Origin of the sequence: Actinotalea lenta, from assembly GCF_030586465.1 — a bacterium.
Classification (GTDB): Bacteria; Actinomycetota; Actinomycetes; order Actinomycetales; family Cellulomonadaceae; genus Actinotalea; species Actinotalea lenta.
Genome location: NZ_JAUQYP010000001.1, coordinates 2,216,576 through 2,232,693, shown reverse-complemented (window position 1 = coordinate 2,232,693; position 16,118 = coordinate 2,216,576). Strand labels below are relative to the sequence as shown.

At 72.3% G+C, this 16,118-nt stretch carries 12 protein-coding genes; 5 read left to right on the top strand and 7 right to left on the bottom strand.

The window, feature by feature from the left end:
- Positions 1-4: 4 nt before the first annotated feature.
- The 3 genes from uvrB to coaE are packed head-to-tail and all read right to left on the bottom strand — an operon-like array spanning position 5 to position 3,378.
- Positions 5-2,098, bottom strand: coding sequence for an excinuclease ABC subunit UvrB (gene uvrB, locus Q6348_RS10685; protein ID WP_304601276.1), 2,094 nt, complete (start codon positions 2,096-2,098; stop codon positions 5-7).
- 45 nt (positions 2,099-2,143) lie between these two features.
- Positions 2,144-2,752: a pyroglutamyl-peptidase I gene (locus Q6348_RS10680; RefSeq protein ID WP_304601275.1), complete on the bottom strand. Its 609-nt coding sequence runs from the start codon at positions 2,750-2,752 to the stop codon at positions 2,144-2,146.
- Positions 2,749-3,378 carry a dephospho-CoA kinase gene (coaE, locus tag Q6348_RS10675; RefSeq protein WP_350339663.1) on the bottom strand — a complete coding sequence of 210 codons (630 nt, stop codon included), beginning with the start codon at positions 3,376-3,378 and terminating at the stop codon, positions 2,749-2,751. The genes Q6348_RS10680 and coaE overlap by 4 nt, the downstream gene beginning before the upstream one ends.
- 123 nt (positions 3,379-3,501) lie before the next feature.
- Between coaE and gnd the strand changes: the two genes are divergently transcribed.
- Positions 3,502-4,944, top strand: a complete 1,443-nt coding sequence (gene gnd / locus Q6348_RS10670) for an NADP-dependent phosphogluconate dehydrogenase (protein ID WP_304601274.1) — start codon at positions 3,502-3,504, stop codon at positions 4,942-4,944.
- 72 nt (positions 4,945-5,016) lie between these two features.
- Here the strand turns inward: gnd and rpsA are convergent, their stop codons facing one another.
- Positions 5,017-6,477, bottom strand: coding sequence for a 30S ribosomal protein S1 (gene rpsA, locus Q6348_RS10665; RefSeq protein WP_304601273.1), 1,461 nt, complete (start codon positions 6,475-6,477; stop codon positions 5,017-5,019).
- Between the two features lie 209 nt (positions 6,478-6,686).
- On the opposite strand from rpsA, the gene Q6348_RS10660 reads away from it, so the two are divergent.
- The gene (locus tag Q6348_RS10660; protein WP_304601272.1) at positions 6,687-8,912 is read left to right on the top strand and encodes a 6-phosphofructokinase; all 2,226 of its coding nucleotides are present in this window, start codon (positions 6,687-6,689) and stop codon (positions 8,910-8,912) included.
- A 35-nt stretch (positions 8,913-8,947) separates the two neighbouring features.
- Here Q6348_RS10660 and Q6348_RS10655 read toward each other — a convergent pair whose 3' ends face one another.
- Positions 8,948-9,901, bottom strand: coding sequence for an FUSC family protein (locus Q6348_RS10655; RefSeq protein WP_304601271.1), 954 nt, complete (start codon positions 9,899-9,901; stop codon positions 8,948-8,950).
- Between the two features lie 9 nt (positions 9,902-9,910).
- Here Q6348_RS10655 and Q6348_RS10650 point away from each other — a divergent pair, with 9 nt between their 5' ends.
- A complete protein-coding gene (locus tag Q6348_RS10650) occupies positions 9,911-10,741 on the top strand; it encodes a class I SAM-dependent methyltransferase (RefSeq protein WP_304601270.1) in 831 nt (276 codons plus the stop codon).
- Between the two features lie 4 nt (positions 10,742-10,745).
- On the opposite strand, the gene polA is transcribed toward Q6348_RS10650, so the two are convergent.
- Positions 10,746-13,484 carry a DNA polymerase I gene (gene polA, locus Q6348_RS10645; protein WP_304601269.1) on the bottom strand — a complete coding sequence of 913 codons (2,739 nt, stop codon included), beginning with the start codon at positions 13,482-13,484 and terminating at the stop codon, positions 10,746-10,748.
- Between polA and Q6348_RS10640 the strand changes: the two genes are divergently transcribed.
- Positions 13,438-13,830: a hotdog fold thioesterase gene (locus Q6348_RS10640; protein ID WP_304601268.1), complete on the top strand. Its 393-nt coding sequence runs from the start codon at positions 13,438-13,440 to the stop codon at positions 13,828-13,830. The genes polA and Q6348_RS10640 overlap by 47 nt on opposite strands.
- Here Q6348_RS10640 and Q6348_RS10635 read toward each other — a convergent pair.
- The gene (locus Q6348_RS10635) at positions 13,743-14,429 is read right to left on the bottom strand and encodes a GNAT family N-acetyltransferase (RefSeq protein WP_304601267.1); all 687 of its coding nucleotides are present in this window, start codon (positions 14,427-14,429) and stop codon (positions 13,743-13,745) included. The two genes, Q6348_RS10640 and Q6348_RS10635, sit on opposite strands and share 88 nt — an antisense overlap.
- 479 nt (positions 14,430-14,908) lie before the next feature.
- On the opposite strand from Q6348_RS10635, the gene Q6348_RS10630 reads away from it, so the two are divergent.
- A complete protein-coding gene (locus Q6348_RS10630; RefSeq protein WP_350339662.1) occupies positions 14,909-16,105 on the top strand; it encodes a branched-chain amino acid ABC transporter permease in 1,197 nt (398 codons plus the stop codon).
- The last annotated feature ends 13 nt before the right edge of the window (positions 16,106-16,118 follow it).

The following is a 16,118-nucleotide window of genomic DNA, read 5'->3' as shown; positions in this document are numbered from 1 at the left end:
CGCCTCAGGCGGTGGCGGCGCGCATCTGGCGGAGCTCCTTCTTCAGGTCTGCGATCTCGTCGCGCAGGCGCGCGGCAAGCTCGAACTGGAGCTCCGCCGCCGCTGCGTGCATCTGCTCGTCCAGCTCGTGGATGAGCCCGGCGAGCTCGGTCGCCGCCATCCCGCCGGTCTCGGGACGCGCTGGCCGCTCCTTCGACGCCGGAGCGGGGGCACGCCCCGCGGTCGGCTTGCGGTACCCGCCGGCGAGCAGCTCCTGGGTGTCGACGTCCTCGCGGGCGAGCATGTCCGTCACGTCGCTGATGCGCTTGCGCAGCGGGGTGGGGTCGATCCCGTTCGCGGTGTTGTACGCGATCTGCTTCTCGCGGCGACGCTCGGTCTCCTCGATCGCCGACGCCATGGCCGGTGTGACCTGGTCGGCGTACATGTGCACCTCACCGGACACGTTGCGAGCCGCACGCCCGATGGTCTGGATCAGCGAGGTCCCGGACCGCAGGAACCCTTCCTTGTCCGCGTCCAGGATGCTCACCAGCGACACCTCGGGAAGGTCGAGCCCCTCTCGCAGCAGGTTGATGCCGACCAGCACGTCGACATGACCTTGCCGCAGCTCACGCAGCAGCTCGACGCGACGCAGGGTGTCGACCTCGGAGTGCAGGTACTGCACGCGGATGCCGCGCTCGAGGAGGTAGTCGGTGAGGTCCTCGGCCATCTTCTTGGTCAGGGTGGTCACCAGGACGCGCTCGTTGCGCTCGACACGGTCCCTGATCTGCCCGAGGAGGTCGTCGATCTGGCCCGTCGTGGGCTTGACCACGACCTTCGGGTCCACCAGCCCGGTGGGTCGGATGATCTGCTCCACGACGCCGTCGGACTGCGAGAGCTCGTACGGTCCCGGGGTCGCCGACAGGTACACGGTCTGTCCGATGCGCTCGACGAACTCCTCCCACCTCAGCGGACGGTTGTCCATCGCGCTCGGCAGACGGAACCCGTGGTCCACGAGCGCCCGCTTGCGGGACATGTCGCCCTCGAACATCGCACCGATCTGCGGGACTGTGACGTGCGACTCGTCGATGACCAGCAGGAAGTCCTCGGGGAAGTAGTCCAGCAGCGTGTTGGGCGGGGTCCCGGGGCCACGACCGTCGATGTGGCGGGAGTAGTTCTCGATCCCCGAGCAGCTGCCGACCTGACGCATCATCTCGATGTCGTACGTGGTGCGCATGCGCAGCCGCTGCGCCTCGAGCAGCTTGTTCTGGCGTTCCAGGGTCTCGAGGCGCTCCGCGAGCTCCGCCTCGATCGACGAGATCGCGCGCTCCATCCGCTCCGGTCCCGCGACGTAGTGGCTCGCAGGGAACAGGAAGACCTCCGGCTCGGAGCGGATCGCGTCGCCCGTCACGGGGTGCAGCGAGGTGATCGCCTCGATCTCGTCGCCGAAGAACTCGATGCGGATCGCGAGCTCCTCGTACACCGGGATGATCTCGACGGTGTCACCGCGCACCCGGAACGTGCCGCGCGTGAACGCCATGTCGTTGCGGGTGTACTGCATCGCGACGAACCGCCGCAGCAGCTGGTCGCGCTCGATCTCGTCGCCGACCGCGAGCCGCACCATGCGGTCGACGTACTCCTGCGGTGTGCCCAGGCCGTAGATGCAGGAGACGGACGCGACCACCACGACGTCGCGGCGCGTCAGGAGCGACGTCGTCGCCGAGTGCCGCAGGCGCTCCACCTCGTCGTTGATCGAGGAGTCCTTCTCGATGTAGGTGTCCGTCTGCGCGATGTACGCCTCGGGCTGGTAGTAGTCGTAGTACGAGACGAAGTACTCCACCGCGTTGTTCGGCAGCAGCTCGCGGAACTCCGTCGCCAGCTGGGCCGCCAGGGTCTTGTTGGGGGCCATCACGAGGGTCGGGCGCTGCAGCCGCTCCACCAGCCAGGCGGTGGTCGCCGACTTGCCGGTCCCGGTGGCCCCGAGCAGCACGACGTCCTTCTCTCCCGCCTGGATCCGCGCCGCGAGGTCGTCGATCGCGGCGGGCTGATCACCCGAGGGTCGGTACTCGGAGACCACCTCGAACGGCTTCGCCTGCCGCTGCAGGTCGGTCACGGGACGCATACGACCACGGTACGGCCATCCCCTGACACGCTCGCGCCGGGTCCCTCAGGCCAGGGCAGCGCGCAGCACCGCGGTCAGGGCGAGCGCGGCGTCCACCGTGACCATCGCGGGCGCACCCGGCTCGACCTGCGCCGGGGTCCGCGGCACATGGACGAAGCCGGCGGCGGTGCCCGGCCCGACGGCACCCATCAACCGGAAGAACGTGGCGTTGCACACGTAGGCCCCGGCCGTCCCGGAGATCTCCGCCGGGACACCGGTGCGCTGGACCGCCGCCAGGCAACGCCGCAGCGGCAGTCCGCTGAACCTCCCGACCGGACCGTCCGGCTCGACCGGCTCGTCGACAGGCTGGCGGCCGTCCGCGTCGGGGATGGCAGAGTCCAGCACGTTCACGGCGACCCGCTCCAGGCTCACCGCGGAGCGGCCGCCGGCCTCACCGACCGCGACGACGAGCCGTGGGCGGTACCGCTCGACGCGCTCCAGCAGGCGGTCCGGACCGCGTTCGAACGACACGGGCAGGCGCTCGACCACGAGCGGCGCATCCTCACCCCAGGTCCGGGCCACCTCCTGCACGGCCAGCCAGGACGCGTTCATGGCCTGGCCGTCGAACGGGGCGAACCCGGTCAGCAGCACCGGCGCGGACTGCGCCGCGCTCATGCGTGCCCCTGGGCGGCGCCCCACGAGCCCACCAGCGCGTCCACCCTCGCTCGCAGGTCGGCCGCGTCGCCCGAGCCGTCGAGGACCACGTCCGCCGCCTCGAGCCGCGCCTCGTCGTCCGCCTGTGCGGCCAGGCGGTCCCACGCCTGCTGAGCCGTGAGCCCCCGCTCGCCCAGGCGCGCCACCCGGAGCTCCGCAGGGGCGTCGACCACGATCACCGGAGAGAAGTGACCGGCTTGGCCGGTCTCGACCAGCAAGGGGATGTCGTGCACCACGACGTGCACACCGGCGTCCACCTGCTCCGCCTCCGCCGCCATGGCCGCCTGGTGCACGAGCGGGTGGACGACCGCGTTGAGCCGCTCGCGCGCCTGCGGGTCCCCGAACACGAGAGCCCCCAGCGCCTCCCTGTCCAGCACGCCGGCGACCACCACGCCCGGGAACTCACGTTCCACGGCGTCCAGACCGGGACTTCCGGGCGCGACCACGGCCCGGGCCAGCCGGTCGTGGTCGATCACGGGTATGCCGAGCTCGGCGAAGCGCGCGGCCGCGACCGACTTGCCGGCTGCGATCCCACCAGTGAGCCCGACCCGGCGCAGACCAGGCCGCACGGGCCACGTCGTCGTCACCCTCGCAGCGTACCGAGCCATCGGTTTGCCGCCCGGGCGCCCGGGCGGGAAGGTGAGAACGTGCCGGGAACACCGGCCCCGGGACAGGGACTCCCCCGCCCGTTCACGCACGAGAGGACAGCGATGACCGGATCGTCGACCGCCGCTCACATCGGGGTCACGGGGTTGGGGGTGATGGGGCGCAACCTCGCGCGGAACCTGGCGCGGCACGGGTACACGGTCGCGGTGCACAACCGCACCTACGCCCGCACCCAGCAGCTGATGGAGGACCACGGCGACGAGGGGACCTTCGTGCCCTCCGAGTCGACGGCGGACTTCGTGGCGAGCCTGGCCACCCCACGCACGGTGGTGGTGATGGTCAAGGCGGGTGGTCCCACCGACGCGGTGATCGAGGAGCTGGTCGGGCTGCTGGAGCCGGGTGACATCGTGGTGGACGCCGGTAACGCGCACTTCCCCGACACGATGCGCCGAGAGGCGGCGCTTCGCGAGCACGGGCTGCACTTCGTGGGCTGCGGGGTCTCGGGTGGTGAAGAGGGTGCGCTGAACGGCCCGTCCATCATGCCGGGCGGCTCCGCGCAGTCCTACGCCACGTTGGGGCCGATGCTCGAGGCGATCTCGGCGCACGTGGACGGGGTGCCGTGCTGCACGCACGTGGGGCCGGGCGGCGCCGGGCACTTCGTGAAGATGGTGCACAACGGCATCGAGTACGCCGACATGCAGCTCATCGCCGAGGCGTACGACCTGATGCGCCATGCCCTGGGTGCCACGCCGAGCGAGCTGGCCCAGGTCTTCGCCGAGTGGAACGCCGGCGACCTGGAGTCCTACCTGATCGAGATCACCGCCAAGGTCCTCGAACACACCGACCCGGTCACCGGGTCCGCGTTCGTGGACGTCGTGGCCGACCGGGCCGAGCAGAAGGGCACCGGGCGCTGGACCGTGCAGTCGGCCCTTGACCTGGGGGTCCCGGTGACCGGGATCGCCGAGGCGACCTTCGCCCGGGCGCTGTCGGGCTCGGTCCCCCAGCGCACCGCCGGGCAGGCCCTTCCCGGCCATGCCGCGCGGTGGGACGTGACCGACCGGGAGGCGTTCATCACTGACGTGCGCAAGGCGCTGTACGCCTCGAAGGTCGTGGCCTACTCCCAGGGCTTCGACCAGATCGCCGCGGCCTCGGCGGAGTACGGCTGGGACATCGACCGCGGCGCGATGGCCCGGATCTGGCGCGGCGGATGCATCATCCGCGCCAAGTTCCTGGACCGCATCACCCAGGCGTATGAGCGCACCCCCGACCTGCCGCTCCTCATCGCCGACCCGTACTTCGCCGACGCCGTCGGTGACGGGCTGGACGCCTGGCGGCGGATCGTGGGCCTGGCCGCCGCGCACGGGGTCCCCACCCCCGCGTTCGCCTCGTCCCTGGCCTACTACGACGCGATCCGCGCCGAACGGCTCCCGGCCAACCTCATCCAAGGACTACGGGACTACTTCGGCGCACACACCTACCACCGCACCGACACCGACGGCGTCTTCCACACCGACTGGTCCGGCGACCACGTCGAGCACGACGCCTGAGCTGGTTCCGCCGGGGCCCGACGCGACGAAGGGCCGGCACCCGCGGGGTGCCGGCCCTTCGTGCTCCGCGGCTCAGTTGCCGGTGAGCTTCTCCCGCAGCGCGGCCAGCGCCTCGTCGGACGCCAGCGTGCCGGCGGCCTCGGGGGCGGCCGGAGCGGCCGAGGAGTAGTTCGCCTCGGTGCCGGGGCCGGCCGCCGTCTCGGCGTCCGCCGCCATGGCCTCGGCGACCTGCTTCTTGTGCGCCTCCCAGCGGGCGTGCGCGGCCGCGTACTGGGCCTCCCACGCCTCGCGCTGCGCCTCGAAGCCCTCGAGCCACTCGTTGGTCTCCGGGTCGAAGCCCTCGGGGTACTTGTAGTTGCCCTTCTCGTCGTACTCGGCCGCCATGCCGTACAGCGCGGGGTCGAAGTCCTCCGAGCTCGGGTCCAGTCCCTCGTTCGCCTGCTTGAGCGACAGCGAGATCCGCCGGCGCTCGAGGTCGATGTCGATCACCTTGACGAACGTGTCGTCACCCACGTTGACGACCTGCTCGGGCAGCTCGACGTGGCGCACGGCGAGCTCCGAGATGTGCACCAGGCCCTCGATGCCGTCCTCGACACGCACGAACGCGCCGAACGGGACGAGCTTGGTGACCTTGCCGGGCACGACCTGGCCGATGGCGTGCGTCCGGGCGAACGCCTGCCACGGGTCCTCCTGCGTCGCCTTGAGCGACAGCGAGACCCGCTCGCGGTCGAAGTCGACGTCGAGCACCTCGACGGTGACCGGCTGCCCCACCTCGACGACCTCGCTCGGGTGGTCGATGTGCTTCCAGGACAGCTCCGAGACGTGCACCAGGCCGTCGACGCCACCGAGGTCCACGAAGGCACCGAAGTTGACGATCGAGGAGACGACGCCCTCGCGGACCTGGCCCTTCTGCAGGGTCTGCAGGAAGGTCGACCGCACCTCGGACTGGGTCTGCTCGAGCCACGCGCGGCGGGACAGCACCACGTTGTTGCGGTTCTTGTCCAGCTCGATGATCTTGGCCTCGATCTCGCGGCCGACGTACGGCTGGAGGTCGCGGACGCGACGCATCTCGACCAGCGACGCGGGCAGGAAGCCGCGCAGGCCGATGTCCAGGATGAGGCCGCCCTTGACGACCTCGATCACCGTTCCGGTGACCACGCCGTCGGACTCCTTGATCTTCTCGATCGTGCCCCAGGCGCGCTCGTACTGGGCGCGCTTCTTGGACAGGATGAGCCGGCCTTCCTTGTCCTCCTTCTGGAGGACGAGGGCCTCGACCGCGTCGCCGACCTGGACGACCTCGTCCGGGTCGATGTCGTGCTTGATCGACAGCTCGCGGGAGGGGATGACCCCCTCGGTCTTGTAGCCGATGTCAAGGAGGACCTCGTCGCGGTCGACCTTGACGACGGTGCCCTCGACGATGTCGCCGTCGTTGAAGTACTTGATGGTCGCGTCGATCGCGGCGAGGAGCTCCTCGCTGGTGCCGACGTCGTTGATCGCGACCTGCGGCGTCGTCGTGGTGGGAGAGGTGGTCATGTGGTGTGGGACTCCGATGCGGACAGGGACGTAGTGCGGACTGGTGACGTGCTGGGATTGTGCTCGGCGCCGGACGATCGCGCGCGACCGCCGCACCCGCCCGAAGGCGGACTGCGCCTCGGTCATCTTAGGCAGTGGCCGGAAGGCCGGTCAAAGGCCGCGCGCCGACCCCTACGCTCGTGCCCGGACCGCGCACGAGGGGACTGAGGATGACGACTGCACCGCCCACGCACCGACCCGCCATCGCGGTGCTGACCTCCGGCGGCGACGCGCCGGGCATGAACGCGGTGGTCCGGGCGGTCGTCCGCACGGCGATCGGCGCGGGCGCGGACGTGTTCGCCGTCTACGAGGGGCTGCAGGGTCTGGTGGACGGCGGGCAGCGCATCGAGCGCTTCGGGTGGAGCTCGGTCGGGTCGGTCCAGCACCGCGGCGGGACGGTGATCGGCACGGCGCGGTCGGCCGACTTCCGCACGCGTGAGGGACGCCGCCGGGCGGCACTGCACCTGCTCGAGCGCGGGATCGACCGGCTCGTCGTGGTGGGTGGCGACGGCTCGCTGACCGGGACCGACGTGTTCCGCTCCGAGTGGCCCGACCTCCTGGACGAGCTGGTCGAGGCGGGTGAGGTCCCCGCCGAGATCGCCGCCCGTCACGGCCACCTCGTCATCGCCGGCGTGGTCGGCTCGATCGACAACGACATGGTGGGCACGGACATGACCGTGGGCGCCGACACCGCCCTGCACAGGATCGTGGACGCGATCGACGCCCTCGCCAGCACGGCAGCCAGCCACCAGCGCTCGTTCGTGGTCGAGGTCATGGGGCGGCACTGCGGGTACCTCGCGCTGATGAGCGCGATCGCCGGTGGGGCGGACTACGTCCTGATCCCGGAGAACCCCCCCGCCGACGGCTGGGAGGACGAGATGTGCGAGCGGCTGCGGGCCGGCCGTGCCGCGGGTCGCCGGGAGTCGATCGTCGTCGTCGCCGAGGGGGCCACGGATCGGCACGGCAACCCCATCACGTCGGGCCACGTGCGTGACGTCCTCGCCGAGAGGCTTGCCGAGGACGTCCGGGTCACGATCCTGGGACACGTCCAGCGCGGCGGCGCACCGAGCGCATACGACCGCTGGATGCCCACCCTGCTGGGCCACGCGGCAGCCCTGGAGGTCGTGCACGCCGGGCCCGACCACGAGCCTCAGCTGATCGGCGTGCGCAACAACCGCGTGCACCGCACGCCGCTCATGAGCGCCGTCGAGCGCACCCGACAGATCCCCGGGTTGATCCAGGCCGGGGACTACCGCGCGGCGATGGCGGCGCGCGGGTCGTCGTTCACCGACATGGTCGAGGTGTTCGACCGGATCGCCCAGGCGAACGACGAGCCGAGCGGGGGCGCTCGGATCGCCGTCGTGCACGGCGGCGGGCTCGCGCCGGGGATGAACACGGCGGTCCGCGCGGCAGTGCGTTTCGGTCAGTCCCGCGGGCACACGATGCTCGGGGTCCAGGGGTCGTTCCTGGGGCTGGTCGACGGACGGATCGACGAGCTCGCCTGGGGTGACGTGGACGGCTGGGTGGGCAGCGGCGGCGCCGAGCTCGGCACCCGCCGGGCGATGCCCCGCATGGAGCAGTACTACGCCGTGTCCCGGGCGCTCGAGAACAACGAGATCGACGCCCTGCTCGTCGTCGGGGGCCACCGCGCCTACCAGGCGGTGCACGACATGCACGCCGAGCGCGACCGCTACCCGGGCTTCGGCCTGCCGGTCATCTGCCTGCCGGCGACGATCGACAACAACTTGCCCGGCTGGGAGACCACGATCGGCGCGGACACCGCACTGAACGAGATCGTCACGGCCGTGGACCGGCTCAAGCAGTCCGCCATGGCGTCCCAGCGCGCGTTCGTCGTCGAGGTGATGGGGCGGTACTGCGGGTACCTCGCCCTGATGGGTGCCTTGTCGACCGGCGCGGAACGCGTCTATCTGCACGAGGAGGGCGTCACCCTCGCCGACCTGTCGGACGACGTCGCGCGGATGGTGGCCAGCTTCCGTGCCGGCCGACGGTTCCATCTGGCGATCCGGAACGAGGCGGCGAGCGAGGGCTACACGACCGAGGTCATGTGCCGACTGTTCGCCGAGGAGTCCGCGGGCGAGTTCGACGTGCGGCCCATGGTGCTGGGGCACCTGCAGCAGGGCGGGAACCCCACCCCGTTCGACCGCGTGCACGCGACTCGGCTCGCCGCGTTCTGCGTCGACTGGCTCTCCGCGCAGATCTCCGCCCGCACCGGGCAGTGGGCGTTCGTCGGGAGCGATGAGGGCCGGCCGACGGCCGAGCCGATCCGGACCATGGCGGACCTGGTCGACAGCGCTCTCGCCCGGCCGCGCGAGCAGTGGTGGCTCGATCTGCGCCCGGTGATGGCGGCGCTCGCGACCGAGCCCGACGCGCGCTGAGCGAGCCGGGCCCCCCGCCCCGACCGCCCACGACGTCACACGGAGCCGTCGGGGACGGCCCGCGGCCGCCTCTCCGCAACCCAGCCGACGCCGGCCGAGATCACCCCCACCACCAGGGCGCCGAGCAGCACCGCGCCCAGCCGCTCCCCCGCAGTCTCCTCGACCGACCCGGAGCCGACGAGCACGACGGCAGCCGTACCGGCGGCGAGCGACAGCCAGTAGCGCACCCGGATCTCCGAGAGCGCCACGCCCAGCAGCACGACCGTTCCCGCGAGTCGCCAGACCGGGGGCAGCAGGAGCACCACGGGCACCAGGACGGCGAGCCCCACGAGCGTGCCCACGAGTCGTGCCCGGATCCGGGCACGACCACGGTCGTCGTCCGCGAGGCGTGCCTGCCCGACGAGCAGCACGGTCACGGGCAACCACCCGGCGTGCTCCCACCCGGCCGCGAGCCCGATGGCCGCGCCCCCTCCTACCGCGACCCCGCCGAGCACCCCGAGCCCCACGGTCACGCCCACGCCGGAGCCCGACTCCCGCGCGCCCCGAGCGCTGCCCCCGGCCGTGCGGGCCGCCAGGATCCCCAGGGCGTCCCCGAGGGCAAGGCCGACCGCCAGGCGGGTGTGATCGTTGACGGCCGGCACCACGCACAGGACCACGGCCACCTCGAGCAGCGGCGAGCCGGCTGCGCGCACGGCGAGCACGCCGACCGCGACGCCCAGGACCCCCAGGAGCACGACCCAGACCCAGGTGCCTGCCGCCGCCGACACCGCGACCCCTCCGATCACCAGGACCGTCCCCACCAAGGTCGCGGCCCGCGGCCCCGCCGCACTGGTCGCCAGCAGGCCGCCGAGCACGCCCAGCACGATCCCGCGGGCGGCGTCGAGGCCGAGCAGCTCGCCGACGAGCACCGCGGGCAGCACCACGGCGACGGCGAGCAGCGCGAGCGCCTTGCCCACCCGCGTCACCGGCGGTGGGAGCGTGCCGGTCATGCTGGGAGGATGCCCCCCGAGCCGGCCGAGAGGAAGGGGTCGACGGTGTCGCGGACTGCGGGCTACCAGCCGCTCCCGCCGGGAGGGGCGGCACACCGGTGGTGGAGCACCCATGCCGCCGAGTACCTGGCCGAGCACTCCGGCGCCCTGGGCGATGACGAGCTGCTGTGGTGCCCGGAAGGGCTGTACGAGCGCGACGCGCACCTGCTCGGAGCGGTGGCCGGGCTCGACGTCCTCGAGGTGGGTGCCGGCGCAGCGCAAGGGTCCCGGTGGTGCGCGGCGCAGGGTGCCAGGGCGGTGGCGACGGACATCGCCATCGGGATGCTGGCGCAGGCAGCCCGGCTCAACGCATCGTCCCCGACGCCCGTGCCGCTCGTGGCCGCCGACGCGCGTGCCCTGCCGTTCGCCGATGCGGCCTTCGACGTCGCCTTCACGGCCTTCGGAGCGCTGCCCTTCGTCCCGGACGCCGACCGCGTGCACCGCGAGGTCGCCCGCGTGCTGCGTCCCGGCGGCCGATGGGTGTGCTCCGTGGTGCACCCCATCCGGTGGGCGTTCCCCGACGACCCGGGCGAGCGAGGCCTGACGGCGCAGCGCTCGTACTTCGACCGCACGCCCTACGTCGAGACCGATGACGCCGGGCAGGTCGAGTACGCCGAGCACCACCGGACCCTCGGGGACCACGTCGCTGACGTCGTCGCGGCCGGCCTTCAGCTGGAACGGCTCGTGGAGCCGCAGTGGCCGCCCGGTCGCACCGAGGTGTGGGGCGGGTGGGGGCCGGTCCGCGGTGCGTTCCTGCCCGGCACGCTCATCCTGTGCACGCGCAAGCCCGCGGCGCGCTAGCGGGTCAGTGCGCGGCCTCGTGCCACGAGGCTCCGGTACCTACCGACACGTCCAGGGGCACGGCGAGGTCGGCGGCGCCGCCCATCTGGTCACGGACCAGTCGCTCGACGGCGTCCCGCTCCCCCGGGGCCACCTCGAGCACGAGCTCGTCGTGCACCTGGAGCAGCATCCGTGATGCGAGCCCTTGGGTGCGCAGCCCGGCGTCGACCCCGAGCATCGCCACCTTGATCAGGTCTGCGGCGCTGCCCTGGATGGGAGCGTTGAGCGCCATCCGCTCGGCCATCTCCCGACGCTGACGGTTGTCGCTGGTCAGGTCGGGCAGGTAGCGACGGCGCCCGAGGATGGTCGCGGTCCAGCCGGTCCGGCGAGCCTCCTCCACGACGCCCGACAGGTAGTCGCGAACCCCACCGAACCGGTCGAAGTAGTCCGTCATGAGGTCGGAGGCCTCGGCCACCGAGATGGACAGCTGCTTGGACAGCCCGAACGAGGACAGCCCGTACGCGAGGCCGTAGGACATCGCCTTGATCTTCGAGCGCATCTCGGGCGTGACCTGGTCCGTGGGGACGCCGAACACCCGCGATCCGACGTACGCGTGCAGGTCCTCGCCGGAACGGAACGCGTCGATCAACCCCGCGTCTCCGGAGAGGTGCGCCATGATCCGCATCTCGATCTGGCTGTAGTCCGCGGTGAGCAGCGTCTCGAAGCCCTCGCCCACGACGAACGCACGCCGGATCCGCCGGCCGGCCTCCGTACGGATCGGGATGTTCTGCAGGTTCGGCTCGGTGGAGCTCAGCCGGCCCGTCGCGGCGATCGTCTGCTGGAACGTGGTGTGGATGCGGCCGTCGTCCGCCACCGAACGCAGCAAGCCCTCGACGGTCTGGCGCAGGCGCGCAGCGTCCCGGTGCGCGAGCAGGTGCGCCAGGAAGGGATGCCCGGTGCGGTCGAACAGGTCCGTCAGGGACGCCGCGTCGGTGGTGTACCCGGTCTTGATCTTCTTGGTCTTCGGCATGCCGAGCTGGTCGAACAGCACCTCCTGGAGCTGCTTGGGCGAACCGAGGTTCACCTCCCGCCCGATCACGGCGTACGCCTCGGCGGCCGCGTCGGTCACCTGGGCGGCGAAGGACCGCTCGAGCTCGGTCAGCTCGGGGACGTCGGCCGCGATCCCGGCCGCCTCCATCCGAGCCAGGACCCCGACCAGTGGCAGCTCGACGTCGTCCAGCAGGCTCCGGGCGCCGCGGTCCACCAGGTCCTCGCCGAGGACGTCCGTCAGCTCCGCGACCGCGCCCGCCCGCACCCCGCCGGCCTGCGAGGCGCCGCCGTCCAGGGCGAGGTCGAGCGCTCCCTGGCCGTCGCCGGGGGCGGTCTCGGCCCGCAGCTCGCGGTGCAGGTGCCGGATGGTCAGGTCCGCCAGGTCGTAGGAACGCTGGTCCGGGTGGCACAGATAGGCGGCCAGCAGGGTGTCGAAGGTGACGCCGTCCAGCACGAGCCCCCGACCGCCCAGGGCGTGCCAGGCGTCCTTCGCCCCGTGCACCGTCTTGGGCGCCCCGGCGTCGGCAAGCCACGCCGCGAGGTCACGCTCGTCCTGCGGCCCGATCTCCGCCAGGTCGAGCGTGAGTGCCTCTGTGCCGTCGGACACCGCGACGGCCCACGCGTCGCCGCCCGCCGGCGTCCCGCGGCCCTCGACGTCCACGGCGAGCCGGCGACCTGCGCGGGCGGTCAGCCACGGGCCCAGCTCCCCCCGGCTCGCCGCACGCACCTCGAGCGTGAGCGCCGGCGCGTCGGGCGCCTCCTCCCCGACCATGGCGAACAGCCGCTCGCGCAGGACCTTGAACTGCAGCGCGTCGAACACCCGGTGCATCGCCTCGCGGTCCCACGCCCGCACTGCCAGGTCGGCGGCACCGACGGGCAGGTCGACGTCGACCAGCGCGGCGTTCAGCTCGCGGTTCAGCCGGACCTGGTCCAGGTGCGCCCGCAGGTTCTCCCCCGCCTTGCCGCCGATCCCCGGCGCCGCGGCGATCACGCCGTCCAGGTCCCCGTACGCGGTGACCCACTTGGCCGCCGTCTTGGGTCCGACCCCCGGGACGCCGGGCAGGTTGTCGCTCGTCTCTCCCACCAGCGCCGCGACGTCCGGGTACCGCTCGGGCGGGACGCCGTACTTCTCCTGCACCGCGTCGGGGGTGTAGCGGACGAGGTCCGAGACGCCCTTGCGGGGATACAGGAGCGTCACCTCGGACCGCACGAGCTGCAGGGCGTCCCGGTCCCCGGAGCACACCAGGACCTCCATCCCGGCAGCGACGGCCTGTGCGGTGAGCGTCGCGATGATGTCGTCGGCCTCGATGCCGGCCCGCTCGAGCGTGGTGATCCGCATCGAGTCGCAGATCTCCTTGATGAGCGGCACCTGACCGCGGAACTCCTGAGGGGTGACGTCCCGGGTCGCCTTGTACTCCGGGTAACGCTCGGTGCGGAACGTGGTCCGTCCGGCGTCGAACGCGACGGCCACGTGCGTCGGCGCCTCGTCGCGAAGCAGGTTCGCGAGCATCGCCGTGAAGCCGTAGACGGCGTTGGTCGGCTCGCCGGTAGTGGTCGCGAAGTTCTCCACCGGGAGGGCGAAGAACGCCCGATAGGCCATCGAGTGGCCGTCGACGAGCAGCAGGCGAGGTCGCGCGGGGTCGGTCACAGGTGCCAACCTATCCGGCGTGACCGACACCCCCGCCCGCAGCGAGCTCGTCGAGCGCCTCGGCATCCAGATCCTCGAGATCAGCGCCGAACGCGCCGTCGCCACCATGCCGGTGGCGGGCAACACCCAGCCGTACGGGCTGCTGCACGGCGGTGCGTCCGCCGCGCTCGCGGAGACTCTCGGGTCCTACGCCGCCGCGGCGCACGCCGGTCCCGGGCGCACGGCCGTGGGGATCGAGCTGAACGCGACCCATCACCGCTCCGCGCGGGACGGCCTGGTCACCGGCACGGCGACCGCGCTGCACCTGGGACGGACGACGGCGTCCTACGAGATCGTCGTCGAGGACTCCGCGGCCCGCCGGCTGTGCACCGCGAGACTCACCTGCCTCCTCTTGGCGGCCGACGGGTCCTGAACGGCCGGGTCGAGGACCGGGAGCTCCCCCGTCGGAATCCTGCTCTGCCGCCGGTGCGCGATCAGGTCGTCCAGTCCGCGACGGCCGAACCGTCGGCCGCCTCCCGACGTGCCCGGAGAGAGCCGGCGCCGCAGCGCTGCGAGCGTCGTGGTGCGGTGCGCGGCAGCCGGGCTGAACCCGAGCTGGACGAAGAAGCGCTGCATCCCCCGCGCACCCGGGATCGGGGTGGCGTACACGTCGCGCGCACCCGCCTGGTCGGCGAGGTCGGCCGCGCCGGCCATCAGCGCATGCCCGACGCCGCGTCGGCGTTGATCGGCGGCGACGTACACGGCCTCCACCGCGAGGCTCGTGTGGTCCGTGAACGGGCTCGGCCCCACGACCCGACCGAGCAGCAGCCCGACGGCACCGTCCTCACCGCGAGCGACGAGCACCAGCGAGTCGGGCGCACCGGCCAGGGTGCGCAGCTGACGGCCGATGACCTCAGGGTCGGCTGCGCAGACCTGGTTGCCGACCGTCGACTCGCGCCGTGCCGCGATGCACAGCTCGACCAGCTCGGGCACGTCGGCCGGTTCGATGGGACGCACCTGCGTGGGACGCACGCTCACCCTCCTGTGCTCGCAGGCCTCGCCGCCCCCTGGTGGCCTGAAGGCACCATAGCCACCCGGAGGCCGCCGCGAAACCTGCTGCAACCCGGCCGGTGTGCGCCAAGCTCTTGGGTCCCGGCGCCAACGATGCCAAGGTGAACCCCTGCGAAACCCGCAGGACACATGACTTGCCTATCGTCGCCTCACCCCGGCCCATGGGCACCACGTCGGCGCGGCCGACGTTCGGATGCGCTCGATCCGCACGGAGGCACACGGTGCAGCAGACGGTCCACCCTTCGCCGACGGGCCCCCGCCCGCGACATCGCCGGGGCGCCAGCCCGCCAGCGGCAGGGCACCGCCGGAGGCCCCGACCACGCCTGGTCGCCGCCCTGCTGCTCGCTCTCGCGGGCCTCGTGACGACGGCCGCCGCTGCGGCCGCCGCGACGGACGGCCCCTGCACGCCCGATCCGCAGACCGCGTGCATCGCCGGGACGATGCGTACCGCCGCGGGCGATCCGGCCGTCGGCGTGCAGCTCGAGGTCTCCGGACCGGACGGATCCAGCACGGTCACCACCGGGCAGGACGGGCGATGGACCGTGGCCGTGCACGAGGCGGGTGACTACACGGTCACGCTGGACGTCGCGACCCTGCCCGCCGGCGAGACATTGACGAACCCCGACGTGACCTCCCGGACCGTCACCGTCGAGCTCGGCCGCCAGGGCGGGGCGATCTTCCGCCTCGGCCCCCCGAACAGTGCAGGGACGCCAACGCCGTCGGGCTCCGACTCGGGCACGCCGTCGCCCGCGCCCGACAGCAACCGGGTCGCCCAGCAGCTCGCCAACGGGATCGTGTTCGGCCTGCTCCTCGCGCTCGCATCGGTGGGCCTGTCGCTCGTGTACGGCACCACCGGGCTGTCGAGCTTCTCGCACGGCGAACAGGTCACGCTCGGGGCCGTGACGGCCTACGTGTTCACCCAGAGCGTCGGCCTGTCGATCGTCCCGGCCGCGGTGCTCGCCGTCGTGGTCGGCGGGATCACCGGCTGGCTGCAGAACGCCGGCATCTGGCGCCAGCTGCGCAGACGCCGCGTCGGCACGACCCAGCAGATGATCGTCACGATCGGGCTGTCGATGGCCCTGCAGTACTTCTTCCAGTTCCTGTTCGGCGGGGGACGACTGCGGATCCTGACGGCGTCGTCCTCGCCCGTGCACATCGGCCCCGTGGTCCTGTCCGTCCAGACCCTGGCGTCCGCCGCGATCGCGATCGTGGTGCTCGCCGCCGTGGCGTACTTCCTGCTCTTCACGCGCACGGGCCGCGCGACCCGCGCGGTGTCCGACAACCCCGCGCTCGCGGCCGCCTCGGGGATCGGCGTGGAGTCGGTGATCCGCACGGTGTGGGTCGGTGCCGCGGCACTGGCCGCGCTGGGCGGTGTGCTCACCGGCCTCTACTTCCAGGCCACGACCTGGAACATGGGCGGAACGATCCTGCTGCTGATGTTCGCGTCCGTGACGCTCGGTGGTCTGGGTACTGCGTTCGGGGCACTCGCCGGCTCGCTGGTGATCGGGATCGTCTCGGAGATGGCCAGCCTGGTCATGCCGTCCGACATGCGCTACGCGGCCGCGCTCATCATCCTCATCCTCGTCCTGCTCGTGAGGCCCCAGGGCATCCTCGGGCGCGCGGACCGGGTCGGCTGAACGGGGAAGGGCA